16 protein-coding genes and 1 pseudogene are annotated in these 15,324 nt (G+C 71.0%); 7 read left to right on the top strand and 10 right to left on the bottom strand.

The features are described 5' to 3' along the window. The 4 genes from H5J33_RS07420 to H5J33_RS07405 all read left to right on the top strand — a co-directional run. The coding region (locus tag H5J33_RS07420) for an ROK family protein (protein WP_181794079.1) at positions 1 to 782 on the top strand (782 nt) is incomplete at its 5' end. A 624-nt stretch (positions 783 to 1,406) separates the two neighbouring features. Continuing rightward, on the top strand, positions 1,407 to 2,909 hold the full coding sequence (locus tag H5J33_RS07415; protein WP_181794078.1) for an APC family permease: 1,503 nt from the start codon (positions 1,407 to 1,409) through the stop codon (positions 2,907 to 2,909). A 78-nt stretch (positions 2,910 to 2,987) separates the two neighbouring features. Then, positions 2,988 to 4,001: an acetamidase/formamidase family protein gene (locus tag H5J33_RS07410; protein WP_181794077.1), complete on the top strand. Its 1,014-nt coding sequence runs from the start codon at positions 2,988 to 2,990 to the stop codon at positions 3,999 to 4,001. A gap of 124 nt (positions 4,002 to 4,125) precedes the next feature. Next, positions 4,126 to 4,725: an N-acetylmuramoyl-L-alanine amidase gene (locus tag H5J33_RS07405; RefSeq protein WP_181794076.1), complete on the top strand. Its 600-nt coding sequence runs from the start codon at positions 4,126 to 4,128 to the stop codon at positions 4,723 to 4,725. A 79-nt stretch (positions 4,726 to 4,804) separates the two neighbouring features. On the opposite strand, the gene H5J33_RS07400 is transcribed toward H5J33_RS07405, so the two are convergent. Together H5J33_RS07400 and H5J33_RS07395 are read right to left on the bottom strand one after the other, a co-directional pair. Next, the gene (locus H5J33_RS07400) at positions 4,805 to 5,473 is read right to left on the bottom strand and encodes a hypothetical protein (RefSeq protein ID WP_181794075.1); all 669 of its coding nucleotides are present in this window, start codon (positions 5,471 to 5,473) and stop codon (positions 4,805 to 4,807) included. 397 nt (positions 5,474 to 5,870) lie between these two features. Then, entirely contained in the window at positions 5,871 to 6,455 is a 585-nt protein-coding gene (locus tag H5J33_RS07395) for an isochorismatase family protein (RefSeq protein WP_181794074.1), read from the bottom strand. Positions 6,456 to 6,810: 355 nt separating this feature from the next. On the opposite strand from H5J33_RS07395, the gene H5J33_RS07390 reads away from it, so the two are divergent. Beyond that, the gene (locus H5J33_RS07390; protein ID WP_181794073.1) at positions 6,811 to 7,500 is read left to right on the top strand and encodes a TetR/AcrR family transcriptional regulator; all 690 of its coding nucleotides are present in this window, start codon (positions 6,811 to 6,813) and stop codon (positions 7,498 to 7,500) included. A gap of 328 nt (positions 7,501 to 7,828) precedes the next feature. On the opposite strand, the gene H5J33_RS07385 is transcribed toward H5J33_RS07390, so the two are convergent. From H5J33_RS07385 to H5J33_RS07370, 4 genes and pseudogenes are all read right to left on the bottom strand, one after another. Further along, complete coding sequence (locus H5J33_RS07385) at positions 7,829 to 8,761, bottom strand: MBL fold metallo-hydrolase (RefSeq protein ID WP_181794072.1); 933 nt, start codon at positions 8,759 to 8,761, stop codon at positions 7,829 to 7,831. Positions 8,762 to 8,956: 195 nt separating this feature from the next. After that, positions 8,957 to 9,545, bottom strand: a pseudogene (locus H5J33_RS07380) (response regulator). A gap of 106 nt (positions 9,546 to 9,651) precedes the next feature. Then, the gene (locus H5J33_RS07375) at positions 9,652 to 10,020 is read right to left on the bottom strand and encodes a hypothetical protein (protein ID WP_181794071.1); all 369 of its coding nucleotides are present in this window, start codon (positions 10,018 to 10,020) and stop codon (positions 9,652 to 9,654) included. Continuing rightward, complete coding sequence (locus H5J33_RS07370) at positions 10,017 to 10,571, bottom strand: GNAT family N-acetyltransferase (RefSeq protein WP_181794070.1); 555 nt, start codon at positions 10,569 to 10,571, stop codon at positions 10,017 to 10,019. Before H5J33_RS07370 ends, H5J33_RS07375 begins: the two co-directional genes overlap by 4 nt. A 120-nt stretch (positions 10,572 to 10,691) precedes the next feature. Between H5J33_RS07370 and H5J33_RS07365 the strand changes: the two genes are divergently transcribed. Continuing rightward, the gene (locus tag H5J33_RS07365) at positions 10,692 to 11,153 is read left to right on the top strand and encodes a hypothetical protein (protein ID WP_181794069.1); all 462 of its coding nucleotides are present in this window, start codon (positions 10,692 to 10,694) and stop codon (positions 11,151 to 11,153) included. 12 nt (positions 11,154 to 11,165) lie between these two features. Here H5J33_RS07365 and H5J33_RS07360 read toward each other — a convergent pair whose 3' ends face one another. After that, positions 11,166 to 11,555, bottom strand: coding sequence for a DUF2267 domain-containing protein (locus H5J33_RS07360; RefSeq protein WP_181794068.1), 390 nt, complete (start codon positions 11,553 to 11,555; stop codon positions 11,166 to 11,168). Positions 11,556 to 11,911: 356 nt separating this feature from the next. Between H5J33_RS07360 and H5J33_RS07355 the strand changes: the two genes are divergently transcribed. Further along, entirely contained in the window at positions 11,912 to 12,112 is a 201-nt protein-coding gene (locus H5J33_RS07355; protein WP_181794067.1) for a cold-shock protein, read from the top strand. A 111-nt stretch (positions 12,113 to 12,223) separates the two neighbouring features. Here H5J33_RS07355 and H5J33_RS07350 read toward each other — a convergent pair whose 3' ends face one another. The 3 genes from H5J33_RS07350 to H5J33_RS07340 form a co-directional block, all read right to left on the bottom strand. Then, positions 12,224 to 12,388, bottom strand: coding sequence for a hypothetical protein (locus H5J33_RS07350; protein WP_181794066.1), 165 nt, complete (start codon positions 12,386 to 12,388; stop codon positions 12,224 to 12,226). Between the two features lie 246 nt (positions 12,389 to 12,634). Beyond that, entirely contained in the window at positions 12,635 to 13,777 is a 1,143-nt protein-coding gene (locus H5J33_RS07345) for a GNAT family N-acetyltransferase (RefSeq protein WP_181794065.1), read from the bottom strand. Further along, positions 13,774 to 14,886, bottom strand: coding sequence for an aminotransferase class I/II-fold pyridoxal phosphate-dependent enzyme (locus tag H5J33_RS07340; protein WP_258564935.1), 1,113 nt, complete (start codon positions 14,884 to 14,886; stop codon positions 13,774 to 13,776). The genes H5J33_RS07345 and H5J33_RS07340 overlap by 4 nt, the downstream gene beginning before the upstream one ends. Positions 14,887 to 15,324: the final 438 nt, after the last annotated feature.

Raw genomic sequence — 15,324 nt, 5'->3', positions numbered from 1 at the left:
CGCTGATCCACCGGGTGGTCGCGCAAGCCGAGCGGGCGGAACTGTGGCCCGCCGGGGTCGCGGTCGCGGTGCCCGGACTGGTGGCCAGGGACGGACGGACGGTCGTACGGGCCCCGAACCTCGACTGGCACGACACCGACCTCGGCGCCCTGCTCCCCGGTGGCTGGCCGCTGTCCGTGGACAACGAGGCCAATTTCGGCGCCCTGGCCGAGCTGTGGCTCGGTGCCGGTACGCCCGGCGACTTCCTGCACGTGTCGGCCGAGATCGGTATCGGCGCCGCGGTCGTCGTGGACGGCCGGCTGCTGCGCGGGAAGCGGGGATTCGCGGGCGAGCTGGGCCATGTGCCGGTACGGCCCGACGGTCCTGCCTGCCCGTGCGGCGGCCGGGGGTGCCTGGAGCAGTACGCGGGTGAGGAGGCGGTGCGGCGCGCGGCCGGGCTGGAGCCCCGGGAGGATCTGGTGGGACTGCTCGCGGAGCGCGCCGGGGCGGGTGACGAGGGCGTGCGGGCCGCTCTGCGGGACGCCGGTACGGCTCTCGGCATCGCCCTGACCGGGGCGGTGAACCTGCTCGATCCCGAGACGGTGGTCCTGGGCGGAGCCCTGGCGGGTCTCTCGCCGTGGCTGCTGCCGGCGCTGGAGACGGAGCTGGCGGGTCGTACGGCGGGGCCGGCCTGTCCGGTGACGGTGTCCCCGCTCGGTCCACAGGGCCCGCTGCTGGGGGCCGCGCACTCGGTCGTCCGCGCGGTGCTGGACGACCCGGCGGTGGTGGCGGAACGAGCCTGACGCCGCTCGTGGTCCGGAACCGACGCGGTCCCCGGATGCCGGACCGCGTGTCGTCACGAGGTGGCGGGCACGGCAACCAGGTATGCCGCTCACCTCGTTCGCGCTGACACGTGTGACCTGCGGGCGTTGCGGGCGCCACGGGTCCTGGCGCCGCGCGGGCTGCTGCCCGAAGTCTGGGCGGGGAGGCGCGTCCTGCTGCTCAGCCATTTCGCGGGGAGACGGGCCTGCTCCACGGACCCGGCGGGATGGCGCGGCCTGCTGCTCGGCGATTCGCGGGACGGGGCGGCCTGCTCCTCGACCATTCCGCGGGAAGGCACGGCCTGCGCGGCGGCTATGCGGGCGAGGACGCGCCCGCTCGTCAGTGGATGCGCGGGAAGGCACGCCGCTGTGACGGCTCGGGTGCTCGGCCGCTTGAGGCCGCCGGCCTCACCCGATCGGGTGGCCGAGTTATCCACAGGCGGCGGCTTGTCCACCGAACGGCCGCGGCCCCTTCTGCCCAACCACCCCGCGCCGTACCGTGATTTCACGCGAGGCCGGCCGACGGTTCGTCATATCCGAGCGCCGGCCGCCGAGCGGGGAATGCTCAGGCGACGAATGGCAGCCGGGACACGGATCGGGGGACACATGCACGCGGAGACGGCTGGAGCGCTGCGGCGTGACGCCATCGGATTGCGCGACGTCCTGTTCCAGAGCGTCACGGCGATGGCTCCGGCCGCCGCGGTGGCCGCGTCGATCCCGTCCGGCGCCGCCTTCGCGGGCGGCAGTCTGCCCCTGTCGGTGCTGATCGCCCTCGTGGCCTGTCTGCTCACCGCCTCGTGCGTGGCCGAGCTGGCGAGGGAGCTGCCCGCGGCGGGCTCGGTGGCGACCTACGCGGCGCGGGGTCTGCACCCGGCCGTCGGTTTCCTCGTCGGCTGGGCCTACGTCTTCGTGGAGATGCTGGTGCCACCGCTGCTGCTGTTGCAGCTGGGCTTCACGGCGGCGGGCACGTTGCACGCGGAGTGGTCCGCGTATCCGGCGGACCTGTGGTGGCCGTGGGCGCTGGCCGGAGCAGTGGTGATCGCCTGCGCCGGCTATCTCGGCGTCCGCGCCTCCGCCCGCTTCGGCACCGTCCTCGGCGTCTTCGAGATCCTCGTCCTCCTGGTGTTCGCGGTCCTGCTCATCGGCAAAGCCGGCAGCGCCAACACCCTGTCGGTGTTCGGCACTTCCCACACCGCCGACGGGTACCCGGGGGTCTCCGGGGTGTTCGCCGGGTCCGTGTACACGGTGCTGGCGTTCGCCGGCTTCGAAGCGGCCGCGCCGCTCGCCGAGGAGACCCGTGACCCACGGCGAACGATGCACCGGGCGGTTCTCGGAGCGGCCTTGGGCATCGGTCTGTTCTACGTGCTCACGACCTATGCGATGACCGTCCACATCGGCCCCGACCGCTTCGCGGCGTTCGGCGCCGCGGGCGAGGCGTCCTGGGAGGGCGTCGCCCGGGCCTCGTTCGGTCTCTTCTGGGTGCTGGTGTTCCTCGCGGTGGTCAACTCCACGATCGCGAACGCCAACGCCTGCGCGAACGTCTCCACCCGCACGGCCTTCGCACTGGCCCGCATCCGGGTCCTGCCGGGCGTACTCGCGACCCTCCACCCCCGGCACCGCTCCCCCGTGGCCGGCATCGCCGTACAGATTGTCGTGGCGGTCGGCACGGTGCTGGGCCTGGGTCTCGCCTACGACCCGGTGACCGCGTATCTGCTGCTCGCCACGGTGATCGTCACGGTCGTCATCGGCGTCTACATCGTCGTGAACCTCTCCTGTGCAGGCTACTTCCTGCGCTCCGGCCGGGCGTCCCTCAAGCCGGTACGGCATCTGCTGTTCCCCGCGCTGGGCAGCGCCGCGTTCGTTCCGGCCCTGCTGACGGCCGCCGGCCTGCCGGTGTTCGACTTCGTCACGGAGCTGACCGCTCCGGTGTCCTATGCCGGTCCGGTCGTCGGCGCCTGGCTCGCCGTGGGTGTGGCCGTGCTGCTCGTGCTGATACGGCGGCACCCAGGGCGGATAGCCGAGACCGCCCGGGTGCACCTCGACGCCTACGGCACCGGCGCCGAACGGCAGGGCCTAACCGGACCCCACCCACCACCGTCACAGCGGTGAACGGTCCTTCCGGGTCGGCCCGAGACGATGATCCGCCCTTAGGACGATGATCCCTCTCCCAGAAGGAGCCATGCCGCGATGACCGCCCCCCGGATCCTCACCGTGCGCCCGGAAGCGGACCAGTACGCCTGGACCTTCGGCGGGGCGCCGCCCATGGCCCGGATCGCACCCGGTACGGTCCTCGACCTGTACACCGAGGACTGTTTCGCCGGCCGGGTCCGCTCCGAGAAGGATCTCGTGTCCGAGGTGTGCGAGTTCCCCTACCTCAATCCACAGACCGGCCCCTTCCACGTCGAGGGCGCCGAACCCGGTGACACCGTGGCCGTGCACTTCGTCTCGATCGAACCGGCCCGTGACTGGGCGGCGTCCACGACAGTGCCGCTCTTCGGCGCGCTCACCTCTACGCACACCACGGCGACTCTGCAGCCGCCGCTGCCGGAACGGGTGTGGATCTGGCAACTGGACCGGACCCGCAGGACCGCCCTGTTCCAGGCGCAGGACAGCGACATCCAGGTGGAGTTGCCGTTGGACCCGATGCACGGCACGGTCGGCGTGGCACCCGCCCATCTGGAGGTCCGCTCGGCCCTGGTGCCCGACGCCCACGGCGGCAACATGGACACACCCGAGATGCGGGCCGGCGTCACCTGCTACCTGGGCGTCAACGTCGAGGGCGCCCTGCTCAGCCTGGGCGACGGGCATGCCCGGCAAGGCGAGGGAGAGACCTGCGGGGTGGCCGTGGAGTGCGCGATGAACACGGTGGTGATCGTGGATCTGCTGAAGGGCGTCACCACCCCCTGGCCACGCCTGGAGTCGGACACGCACATCATCTCGACCGGTTCGGCCCGCCCGTTGGAGGACGCGTTCCGGATATCGCAGCTCGACCTGGTGCGGTGGCTGGTGCGCGACTACGGGTTCGGCGAACCGGACGCGTACCAGTTCACGACCCAGACGGTCGAATCGCCCCTGGCCAACGTGTGCGACACCAACTACACCTGCGTGGCCAAGCTCCGCAAGGAGTGGCTGCCCGCGCGGGAGACCTACCGCGGCGTGCACGCGCGGCTGCGGGAGACCGCGCGGGCGCTGCGCCGCTGAAGTCTCCCGCACGGCTCGGCACCCCCCGGCCTCCCGAACCCGCTCCTCCCGAACTCGCTCCCCCCGTACAGGCTCTCCCAGAAGGCATCCCGAAGGCCCCACCGAAAGGCATACCGCCATGGCCATGGACCGAGCCGAACCCCGGCTCAGCCGACGACGGCTGCTGAAAGGCGCGGCACTCGCCGCCGTCCCCTACGCGTTGCTGCCCGATCCGCGTGCCGGTGCGCAGACCCAGTCCGCCGACTACCCGCCCGCAGAGTGGCGGCCGGCGAGTACCGCCAACTACACCGTGTCCGACCGCCCCGGCGCGTACGCGATCGACCGTGTGATCATTCACGTCACACAGGAGACGTACAGCGACGCGCTGGCGATCTTCGCCGATCCGCAGAAGAAGGTGTCCGCCCACTATGTCGTCCGCTCGGCGGACGGGCACATCGCCCAGTGCGTGCGCGAGGCCGACATCGCGTGGCACGCGGGCAACTGGAGCTACAACACGCGGTCCGTCGGCATCGAGCACGAGGGCTGGGTGGACCGGCCCGAGTACTTCACCGACGCGCTCTACCAGCAGTCGGCGAGGCTGACGGCGGCGATCTGCGCCAAGTACGGCATCCCCCGGGACAGGGAGCACATCATCGGCCACTATCAGGTGCCCGGCACCGACCACACCGACCCGGGCCCGGACTGGGATTGGGTGCGCTACATCAGGATGGTCAATTTCTCCTGACCGCACCACACCGCCACCTTCGCACGGCCGGACACCGCCACCCCGGCCACAGCGCGGTGCTGCCTCCGCACTCCCGCCATCACCGCCGTGTGGCCGCCACTTCACCTCCAGTCAGGCCGAGTTGACCGACCCGGGGATGACCCTGGAGCCGGGAGCCGATCCCGCCGAGCGTGTCCCGCGTGCCTAGGAGCGTCACGGCCCCCGAGCCGGCGGCCCGCCCTCGTTGCCGGAAGGCAAAGGGCTGGCCGTCCTCCAGAGCGACGGGCCGGTCAAGGGTGATGGTCACGTCCCCCCGATGAAGCGGGTGCAGGACATCCGTTTCCGGGGCGAGCGTCACGTAACCCGTCACCACAGCGGTGCGGATGTGTAACTGAAGCCGCTCACCGGTGCGTACTTCAGCAGCGCCGTCCTCCTCGGACAGCAGCGCGATGTCCGCTGAGAAGCTGATGTATTCGCTGATCGAACCAGGAGCCGCGAGCACCTGCCCTCGCTCCACCGCACCGGCCGCCACCCCACTCGTCGACAGGAGCACGTTCATGCCCGCACCGGTCTCGTCAATGTACCGACGGCAAGCTCCGATGTCCCCGACCGTGACGACCGCGCTGCCGCCGAAGCCGACGATCTCCAGCTCGTCGCCCTTGCGAACACGCCCGCGCTCGATCCGGCCGGCCAGCAGGACCGCCCTGCCCTGGTTCCGGCAGAAGACATCCTCGATACACATCAGGAACGGCTCGCCCGGTCCATCCATCGGCACTCCCTCGCAACGCCCAGTCAGTACCAGACAGCACGACGCGGTCGGCGACCCGCGTGCCAAGGAGGCCGGCGGAACCGCACCGAGTACACCTATGACCGGGCCGGACGCCTCACCGCCGCCGTCTCCGCCGGGAGACCCGGCGGGCCTGGGGCGAGCAATGCTGTTCATCCCCACGTGGGACGAGGCGGACCGCCGGACGGCCAGACCCTCGGCCTCGGCGGACTGCGTGCGCACGAGCGGGAGTTCACCTACCGTCCCGGCGGCCACCGCAGTCCCGCCACCGACCGGCACGGCTCGCCGTCTCCGTGCCCGCCGGGACCGGCCTCTGTCTCGAGCGCGGTGGACCGGCCGGTACCGTCCGACGGGGGCCGGAGACGGAAAGCGCGGAGGACTACTTCAGCGCCGCGAGCGAGGGGACGACGATGCCGTAGCGGTCGGTGATCGTCGCGAGGGCGCCGTCGTGGATCTGCTGGGCGGTCAGCGAGGCGCCTCCCTCGTGCATGGTCTGCAGGGGCCGGGTCGCACAGGCGTTGGCGACGACGGTGGGCTGGTTGCCCCGCAGGGAAGCGCCCTGGGCCGTGAACAGGACACACATGTTGGTCATGAACCCGGCGATGATGACATCGGCGTTCCCGGCGGCGTCGACATGCTTGCCCAGGTCCGTGTCGTGGAAGCCGTTCGGGACGCTCTTGACGACGACGGTCTCGCCCTCGATGGGCGCGACGCTCTCGTGGATCCGGCCGGCCTCGGACTCCACGTCGTAGCCCGCCTCCTGGACGTGGATGACCGTCGCGCCGGCCTGGCGGGCGGCGGCCAGCAGCTCGGCGGCGGCTTCCAGCGCGGGCTTCCAGCCGTCGAGCTCCATCACACCGCCGGTGTAGACGTTCTGGTAGTCGACCATGATGAGGGTCGAGTTGCCGAGCGACGCGGGCGTCTCGTCGGCGCCGGTGAGTGCTCGCAGAGTCGTCGTAGCCATGAACTAACCACCTAGAGATCGGGAAAACCTGCGCCGCTCGCAGTGCTGCGGAGGCGTTGGACGTGACGGCAACCACGGGCCGGACGCACAGAGGGAACCGAACGTGACGGAAGTGATCCCTGAGCGGGTCGGAGCGGTTGCACCCCGACAGCCCGCATCGGCGCACTCGGACGGGTACCGCCGGCCTCACGGCCTGGAAGCAATCGGGGCCTGGGGCAGTGCCCCCCAGGACGTGATCAACGCTAACATGGTTTGTGAGCAACGTGAAGCCAGCGCTCGCGGACTCCGCGTACCGGCTGACAAACGGGCAGCTCCAGGGCGTTAGCAACGCTTTCGTAGCTGTTACCATCGACGCATGTCGACGGCACGAGAGCGCATCCTGGCCGCCACCGAGGAACTGCTCGCGTCAAAGGACGCGCTGGCCATCTCGACCCGGGCCATCTGCGACCGGGCCAAGGTCGGCATGCCCGAGATCTATCGCCAGTTCGGTGACAAGCAAGGGCTGCTCACGGCAGTCGCGTGCATCGGCTTCGAGCGTTTCCTGGCGAACAAGCGCCGCAACCCGACGACCGACGACCCGGTGGCCGATCTGCGCACGGCCTGGGACAGCCATGTCGCGTTCGCCCTGGACAACCCTCACCTGTACCGGCTGATGTTCACGCCGGCCCCGGAATCCCAGCCACCGGCGGTCGAGGAGGCCAGGGCCCTGCTGCTGTCGGCCCTGGAGCGCTGCCGGGCCGCCGGACGACTGCGTACGCCGCTGGAGCTGGCAGGCCAGTCGATCCTGACGGCCAACGTCGGCGTGTGCCTGATGGCCCTCTCCTTTCCCGGGCTCTACGGCGCCCCCGAGATCTCCGGTTCCGTGCGTGACGCCGTGATCGGATCCGTCACAGGCGACGAGCGCGAGGACACCAGGATCACCGACGGGATCGTGCTCGCCCAGACCCTGGTCGGCACCCTCACCGGGACCGCGCCCGCCGGCAGCGACACCATCGCGCGCCTGTCCCAGGCGCTTCGAGGATCGGCCCCGCGCGGCGACGAGTGAACCCGCCAGGTTCTCGTCGGCCGGGAAGCCCATGACAACCGCCCGCCGAGGGCAGGTGTCGAGCGACCGGGAGTTCGCCTGGACCGGGACGCTCGCCGCCCGCGAAAAACGGCAGTACGGCGCCGTCGCGCCGCACTGCCGTCATCGCACTTCCGAGGCGGCGGCCCGGTCCGCCACCTCACGTTCACGCGCCGACCGTCACAGGATGCGCGCGGTCACACCGGGCGGGGCGTAGTCGAGGCTCTTCGCCGCATACCGGGCGACGCTCGGCGCGAGTTCGCCGAACTCCTCCTCGTCCCAGCCGAATCCGAGCCGGACCCCCGCCGCTTCAGGACAGGTCCTTCTTCTCCCCCGCCGGTTCCAGGTCGACGAGCTTGTCGTCGACACCCTGGTCCTTGAACGCCTTGACGAGGGAGTCGATGCCCTCGGAGTAGATGTCCCAGCTGTCGGTGTGGACCGGGACCACCTTGCGGGGGTTGAGGTCCTTCGCCACCAGGGCGGCGTTCTTCGAGGTGAGGGTCAGCGGAGCGTTGTCGAGGATCGCGGGGGTACGGGCCGCGCCGGCGAAGAGGACGGCCGTGTCGATGGCTCCGATGTCCTTCTTGATCCGGTCGCCGACCTGCTTGGCGACCTTGACCGAGGCGTTGTCGCCGGAGACGTAGGTGGTGGGGACTCCCTTACCGCTGAGCACGAACCCGGTGACCTCACCGTCCGCCCCGCGGTCGACTCCGTCGGGACCGTGCAGGGCGGGCACGGCGGTGACCTTGATGGTGCTGCCGGAGGACTTCAGCTCCCGCTGCTCCCAGCTCTTCATGGGAGTGATGTGGTCACCGAGGCGCTTGTGAGCACCAGGGGTGGAGAACACGACCGGCACGTCCTTGAGCAGCTCGCGGCCCTTGCCGTCGAGGTTGTCGTCGTGCTGGTCGTGGGAGAGCAGAACGGCATCGATCCTGCCGAGCTTCTCGGGGCCGAAGGCGGGGCCCTTCGTCTTGGACATGCCGGACTTGTACTTCTTGGGCGCGTCGAAGGTGGGGTCGATCAGGATGCGCTGACCGGCGATCTCCAGGACGGCCGTCGGTCCGCCCACGTGGGTGATGGTGAACGCGGCGGCACCGGCGGGCGCCGCGGCGGCGGAGGGCGTCGAGGCGGCGGACGGCTGCTCCTTCTCCTCACCGTCGGCACTGGCATTCCCGCCGCAGGCGGCGAGGAGCGACACGCCGGCTGCGGCCACGGCGGCACGGAAGAGCGTCGAACGGTTCATCAGGTATGGCCATCTCTCTCGTCTTACGGACAGTCGGGCACCTGACGAGGGCAGGCCCCAGGAGTGTTTTCAACGCTAACACAGTTCGTTAGCACCGACTACGACGGCCTGCGCGAGGACGTCATCAACCTTGGATAAGCGCAGGTCACGCTCGTTAGCGCTGCTATCGAGGAGCACACCCCCACAGAAGGAAGGTCAGTCGCCGGTGGCGCTGCCGGGGGTGACCAAGCCCGTCTCGTAGGCGAGGGCGACCACTTGGGCGCGGTCGCGGAGGGCGAGCCGGCGAAGATCCGGGCGACGTGGGTCTTTGAAGCGGGCGTGTGCGGTCCACGGTCATCGCGACAGTGGGGCGGTGAGCCGCCTCAGCCCGGCCGGCCTACCGGGCGGTCACGTGGCGTTCGACGAGACGGCGGGTGATCGAGGGGGCGAGCAGTGCGTCGCCCGTGTTCACGAGTCGTACGGCCGCGGCGAGATGGGCGGCGGTGACGTCCTTGAGCAGGAAGCCGCTCGCCCCGGCGGCGAGCGCCGCGCAGACGTAGTGGTCGAGGTCGAACGTCGTGAGCGTGAGGACCCGGCAGCGCGGAAGTGACCGCAGGACGCGCTCGGCGGCTTCCAGACCGTCCAGGTTGGGCATGCGGATGTCCGTCAGGAGGACGTCCGGGCGCAGCCGTTCGGCTTCCGCGACGGCCTGTACGCCGTCCACGGCCTCGCCGATGACTTCGGTGCCGCGCGCGGTGAGGATGAGGCGGAAACCGGTTCGGACGAGTTCCTCGCCGTCGGCGATGAGGACGCGCGGGGCACGGCTTCCCTGCCCGGGCCCGGCAGTGGCTCCCGGGTGTCCCGGATCCGGTTCGGGGCGTGGGGGACGTGGCGGTCGGCGGCGGGCGGGGTCACGGGCGCTCCAGGGGGAGGCGTGCGCGGACGCGGTACCCGCCTCCGGCACGACGTCGGGCGTCGGGCGTCGGGCGTCGGGCGTCGAAGTGGCCTCCGTAGACGGCGACGCGCTCACGCAGACCGATCAGGCCGTGTCCCGCTCCGTCGTTCCGGCGCCGGTGGCCGGAGTGGGCCGCCGTGGCCGCGGGACCGGCCGACAGCGCGCTGGGCCCGCTGTCGAGCACCTCGACCCGTAGGCTGTGGTCCGCGTAGCGCGCCATCACGGTCGCCGTGCCGCCGTCGCCGTGCTCGAGCGCGTCGGTCGCATGAGGGCCGGCCATCGTCCCTGCGGCCCCGAAGGCACGGCAGGCGGACGGTCGGCTCACGGGCAGGGCATGCTCATGTAGAGCGCCTGCTCGCCCTGCGAGGGCGTGCCGTCGTAGAGGGTGGTGTCGAGCCCGCAGAACGTGAAGCCCATCCGCCGGTACGCGTGGATCGCCGGCGCGTTGATGTTGGTGACCTCCAGCCAGATGTGTCCCGCGCCCCGCTCCCGCGCGAACTCCGCCGCGAGCCCCATCAGCGCGCGGCCGACCCCCTTTCCCCGGTGCTCCGGGGCGACCTGGATGTCCTCGATGATCAGCCGGCGGTTCCAGCCGGAGTACGAGACGGCGACGAACCCGGCCAGTTCCCCGGAGGTGTCCTGGGCGACGAAAGCACGGGAGTCCACGCCCCCCTCGCCGCCGTCCGGCTCGTCCTCGGGAAAGACCTTGGTCAGTGGCGGCTCCACCGGCACTTCCCGCAGCACGAACCCCTCCTCCGTCGCGGTCACCCGGAAGACGGTGCCGGTGGTGAAGGAGCCGTCGATGGCCTCGATGGCCGGGGCGTCCTCGGGGAGGGCGGTGCGGTACCGGTAACGCGTGCCGTCAACAGTGGTCATGATCAGACGGTACGACCGCCGACCGGGCCGGGAACAGACCGGCCGGCTCGAGGGCGCGTACCTGCCAGCCCAGGCATTTGACCCGGTTCGCCCCCTTACGTGGTGGGCACCCGGGGCCACATGATGCGAACCATCGTGCGGGGGTGCGCCGCGGGTGCCGTCGGGACGACCGTACTGAACACGGTGACCTTCGCCGACATGGCGTTGCGGGGCAGGCCCTCCAGTCAGGCTCCCGCGCAGACCGTTAACAAGATCGCCGAAGGGGTGGGGTGTCCGGTCCCGGGATCGGGGGACGGCAGGGAGAACCGGCTCTCCGGACTGGGCGGCCTGTCCGGGATCGCCGTCGGGGTCGGCACCGGTGCGGCGGTCTCCCTGGCGCGCCACGCCGGGCTCCGGCCGCCCTGGTGGCTGGGCGGCGCGGTCACCGGCGCGCTGGCCATGGCGGCGACCGACCTGCCGATGGCGCGCCTGGGTGTGACCCATCCGACGGGCTGGTCGGCGGCGGACTGGGTGTCGGACGTCGTACCGCACCTGATGTACGGGCTGGCTACGTACGGGGCCCTGGTCGGACGCGGTACGTGAGCAGCCGGGCGTTCACCGGTCGGGTTCCTCGAACAGCGTGCCGAACTCGTCCGGCAGGGCGCGCAGCAGGTCCTCCGCCAGGTCCGTGTCCTCGGCCGCGATCCGGCAGACCACCGCCCGGGCCAGGAAGAGCGCCTGCTCGGGGGTGGCGCCCGCGGGCCGGGCCACGTCCGCCAGCAGATCGTCGAGCGACATCGCGGAGTCGTCCGCCACGTCGGCGCCGTAGCGCAGCGCGGGGCGCTCGTGGGCCGGTACGGCCTTGCGCAGGTGCTCCCGGCGCGGCGGATCGAGGCGGCTGCTCAGCGCGGCGAGTACGAGGTGCACGGCGGCGTCGGCGGCCTCCGTGTCGTCGAGGTGGGTCCGCGACGCCACCTCTTCCACCAGATGCTGATGGCTGATCATGCTGCCTCCCACCGGTGAGTTCCGTGGTTGAGGGCGATGCGGTCTGACGGGTGCCCGTGCGACCGGCATCTACGCACAGATCCGGATGAAGTGGACGCGTTTCCCCGAGGGAGGCGTGGGCCGTGACCATGACCGGGGAGCATCGCCGCGACGAGTTTCGGCCGGCGGGAATGAAACCCGGGGGCGGCCCGTTGTACCGGACGGTCGTAGTTTTTGTGTCTGTGTTTCACCGCACGCTCGCGAAGAACGATGTCGCGGGCGCCGCCTCCTTCAGGGAACTGGAGAAGTCGCGTCCAGGCCGGCCCGGGAGTCCGCACGGTGCGGTTCCCGTACCCAGCCCCTGTAAGGAGCAGCAAATGGCTCAGGGAACCGTGAAGTGGTTCAACGCCGAGAAGGGCTTCGGCTTCATCGCCCAGGCCGACGGCCCGGACCTCTTCGTCCACTACTCCGAGATCGACGGCCAGGGCTTCCGTAGCCTCGAGGAGAACCAGCGCGTCGAGTTCGACGTCGTCCAGGGCCCCAAGGGTCCGCAGGCCGCTCGCGTCCGCGCCCTCTGAGGCCGTAGCCGAGCAGGAGGGCCGGTGCCGTCGAGGCGCCGGCCCTTCGGCATGTCACCGTGGGCACACCCCGGGTGGGGGCCGCGGCCTGCCGGCGGCCGGGCCACCCGGCTACTCCTCGAAGTCGTCCGGTGTGATCCCCGCCTCTTCCATCGCCTCGCGCATCGAGCGGCCGGTGGCCCCCGGCTGCTGTTCCTCCTTGCCGGTGTCGGCCGGCGACTCGATCACGTCGTCCGTGGTGGGCGTCTTCGGACGGTTCTCCTCGGGCACGGTCACCGTGACCGCCTCCTCGCTGCGTCGGGTCTTTCGCGGCCGTCGGGTACCCAGGCCGACCTGCGGAATGCCTGCCCGCGGTTCCCCGAGGGCGGCTGCTGATCACCGGTCCCGTCCCGTTCCCGGGACGCGCTCGTCGCAGCCTTCCAGGCCGTCGTCAGCGCGCGGCGGTGACGGATGGCGGCCGGTGCGCGCCCATCGCCGCCCGGATCGGGCCGGCCGCGCCGTGGACCCCGCTCCCCCGCGCCGTCACGGCGCGGAGATGGCGCGCTCGTACAGCCGGTGCGTCTGGGTGTGGACCCCTCCGAGGGCCTCGCCGTGCCGGCGGGAGGCGTGGTTGTCCTCCAGGACCCACGAGTAGGAGATCTCGGTGTAGCCGAGGCGGAAGGCGGCGCGCTGGGCCTGGGTCACCAGGGCCACGGCCAGACCGCGGGACCGGTGTTCCCTGGTCACGCCCATGGCGGCGAAGCGTACGCGGTCGATGCGGCGGACGGCCCGCGCGGCCCGGATCAGCCCGACGGGCAGGCCCAGGGTGGTGAGCCGGCCGCGGGCCGCGTGCAGCGCCTGGTGGGCGTCGGGCAGGCAGAGCAGGAAGGCGACGGGTTCGCCGTGCATCTCCGCGATCTGCAGGAGGCCGGGGCGCAGGAGGGGCTTCAGCTTTTTCGTCATGTAGCCGAACTGCGCTTCGTCGACGGGGACCGAGCCATAGCTGTGGGTGAACGTTTCGTTGTAGAGCTTCCGGACGGTTTCCATATCGGCTTCCGTCCGCTGCGGGTCCATCGGTCGCACCGTCAGACCCGGGGTCGCGAGTACACGGTCCGCGGCTTCACGGTATTCCGCCGGAGGCTCCCCGTCACCGGGAATCGGAATGGCGTACGAAACCAGGTCCTTGGCCTTTTCGAATCCACATGCGGAGAACAGCTGCGGATAATACGGCCGGTTACGGGGAATCATGACGATGTGCGGCTGGTCGAAGCCTGATATCTGCACGCCGCACTCGTCATTGGTGGTGAATCCGAGGGGGCCGAAGGTGCGTTTCATTCCCTGCGCGGCGAGCCAGCCGTCCGCCGTGTCGAAGAGAGCCGCCGCGGCCTGGAGGTCGTCGGCGCACTCGAAGAGGCCGATCAGTCCGCGGTCCGGGCCGTGCCGCTCGTTGTAGCGGGGGTCGACGATCGCCGCGATCCTGCCGACGACGCTGCCGTGCCGCCGCGCGAGGAAGAGCCGCACCCGGGCCACCCGGTGGTACGGATTGCGGGCCGGGTCCAGAAAGGAGCGCCGCTCCCGCTCCAGCGGGGCCACCCACAGCGGGTCGTCGCGGTAGAGGTCGTACGGGAGCCGGATGAAGGCGGTCAGGTCGGTGTCCGTGCCGACGGGGGCGACCGTGACGCTCATGACACCCAGTCCAGAAGCGTTTCCCTCAGCATCGGCTGCACCGGGACGGGCGGTGGCCCGGCGGGGATGAGCCCCAGGCGGCGGCCGGCGTGGGCGAACGCGACGAGGATGCGCTCGATGTCCTCGTCGGTGTGCGTGGCCTGGAGGGACAGCCGGACCAGCGAGCGTTCCTCTGGCACGGCGGGCGCGGAGACGGCACTGGTGAAGACGCCTTCGGTGAGGACCTCCCGCCACAGGGCCGTGGCGATCTCCTTGCGCCCGGTGATGACGGGCACGATCGGGGTGACCGACTCGCCCGTGTCGAAGCCGAGGCCGCGCAGGCCGTCCCGTACCTGCCGCGCCACCTCGAAGGCGCGCGCCCGGCGCTCCGGCTCGGACTCGATGATGTTCAGGGCCGCCAGCGCGGCGGCGGCCGAGGCGGGCGGGATCGAGGTGGTGAAGATGACGGACCGCGAGGTGTGCCGCAGGTAGTGGATCACCTCCGCCGGCCCGGCCAGGAAGCCCCCGATGGAGCCGAACCCCTTGGACAGGGTGCCCGTGTGGAGGTCGACGGCGTCGGGCAGCCCGAAGTGGTCGGTCACCCCGCGTCCGCCCGGTCCGAGCAGCCCGATGTCATGGGCGCCGTCGACCACCAGGCGGGCGCCGTAGCGCCGGGCGAGCGAGACCAGCTCCGGCAGCCGGCACAGGTCGCCCTCCATGGAGAACAGGCCGTCCGTGAGGATCGCCTTGGCCGCGTCCGGGTCGGCCACCGCGAGCTTGCGCTCCAGGTCCGCCATGTCCGAGTGCCGGTACCAGCGTCTGTCGGCGAAGCCCAGCCGCACCGCCTCGATCAGCGAGGCGTGGTTGGCCTTGTCGCTGAAGACGATGTCGCCGCGGCCGAGCAGGGGAGCCAGCGCCAGGTTCGCCTCGAAGCCGGTGGTGGTCACGATCACCGCCTCGGCGTCGAGGAAGGCGGCCAGCCTGGCCTCCAGTTCCTCGTGCAGGGTGAGCGTTCCGCCGATCAGCCGGCTCGCCGAGGCGGAGGCACCCCAGCGACGGGCCGCGTCGGCTGCCGCGGCGACGACACGGGGGTGACCGGAAAGGCCAAGATAATCGTTTCGGGCGGCCATGACCAGGCGTTTTCCACCCAGGAACACCTCCCCTCCGCGTGCCTCGAGTGCGTTGTAAACGGCCCTCGGCCGCATGCGCGTCGCGTGCTGCATGACGGCCGTCAACTGCTTGTCGAAAATATCTGCCACTGCGCTCTCACATTCGACTCGCCACCCTTTTGAGATTTTCATACAAAAATGCGGAGAGGGTGGCCTCGGCATCCTCTCAGCCAGAGGAATGAAATGAAAAGCCAAGGCCTGGTTTCGTTAAGCCATTCGAGTGAATCGAGTCCTATGGACGGTGCGACAGGGGGCGTGAGTGCGGTACGACTCGGGCTTACGGCTCCGCCGACCGCGCCCGGCCCGCGCGAAACCCGGCCTACGCCGCTCAGGGCTCTGGCCACTCTCGGCTCTCTGACGCCCGGTCCCGGTACCCGGCGATCTCGTCTCCGTCGGCGG

Source organism: Streptomyces sp. WELS2, from assembly GCF_013870595.1.
In the GTDB taxonomy this organism is placed as follows: Bacteria; Actinomycetota; Actinomycetes; order Streptomycetales; family Streptomycetaceae; genus Streptomyces.
This window is presented reverse-complemented; position numbering and strand designations above follow the sequence as displayed.

Bases quoted from the DNA above. Each gene is read 5' to 3' on its own strand.
- H5J33_RS07415 (WP_181794078.1), top strand. From the start codon at position 1,407: ATGCACGCGGAGACGGCTGGAGCGCTGCGGCGTGACGCCATCGGATTG.
- H5J33_RS07410 (WP_181794077.1), top strand. From the start codon at position 2,988: ATGACCGCCCCCCGGATCCTCACCGTGCGCCCGGAAGCGGACCAGTAC.
- H5J33_RS07405 (WP_181794076.1), top strand. From the start codon at position 4,126: ATGGACCGAGCCGAACCCCGGCTCAGCCGACGACGGCTGCTGAAAGGC.
- H5J33_RS07400 (WP_181794075.1), bottom strand. From the start codon at position 5,473: ATGGATGGACCGGGCGAGCCGTTCCTGATGTGTATCGAGGATGTCTTC.
- H5J33_RS07395 (WP_181794074.1), bottom strand. From the start codon at position 6,455: ATGGCTACGACGACTCTGCGAGCACTCACCGGCGCCGACGAGACGCCC.
- H5J33_RS07390 (WP_181794073.1), top strand. From the start codon at position 6,811: ATGTCGACGGCACGAGAGCGCATCCTGGCCGCCACCGAGGAACTGCTC.
- H5J33_RS07385 (WP_181794072.1), bottom strand. From the start codon at position 8,761: ATGAACCGTTCGACGCTCTTCCGTGCCGCCGTGGCCGCAGCCGGCGTG.
- H5J33_RS07370 (WP_181794070.1), bottom strand. From the start codon at position 10,571: ATGACCACTGTTGACGGCACGCGTTACCGGTACCGCACCGCCCTCCCC.
- H5J33_RS07365 (WP_181794069.1), top strand. From the start codon at position 10,692: ATGATGCGAACCATCGTGCGGGGGTGCGCCGCGGGTGCCGTCGGGACG.
- H5J33_RS07360 (WP_181794068.1), bottom strand. From the start codon at position 11,555: ATGATCAGCCATCAGCATCTGGTGGAAGAGGTGGCGTCGCGGACCCAC.
- H5J33_RS07355 (WP_181794067.1), top strand. From the start codon at position 11,912: ATGGCTCAGGGAACCGTGAAGTGGTTCAACGCCGAGAAGGGCTTCGGC.
- H5J33_RS07345 (WP_181794065.1), bottom strand. From the start codon at position 13,777: ATGAGCGTCACGGTCGCCCCCGTCGGCACGGACACCGACCTGACCGCC.
- H5J33_RS07340 (WP_258564935.1), bottom strand. From the start codon at position 14,886: ATGGCCGCCCGAAACGATTATCTTGGCCTTTCCGGTCACCCCCGTGTC.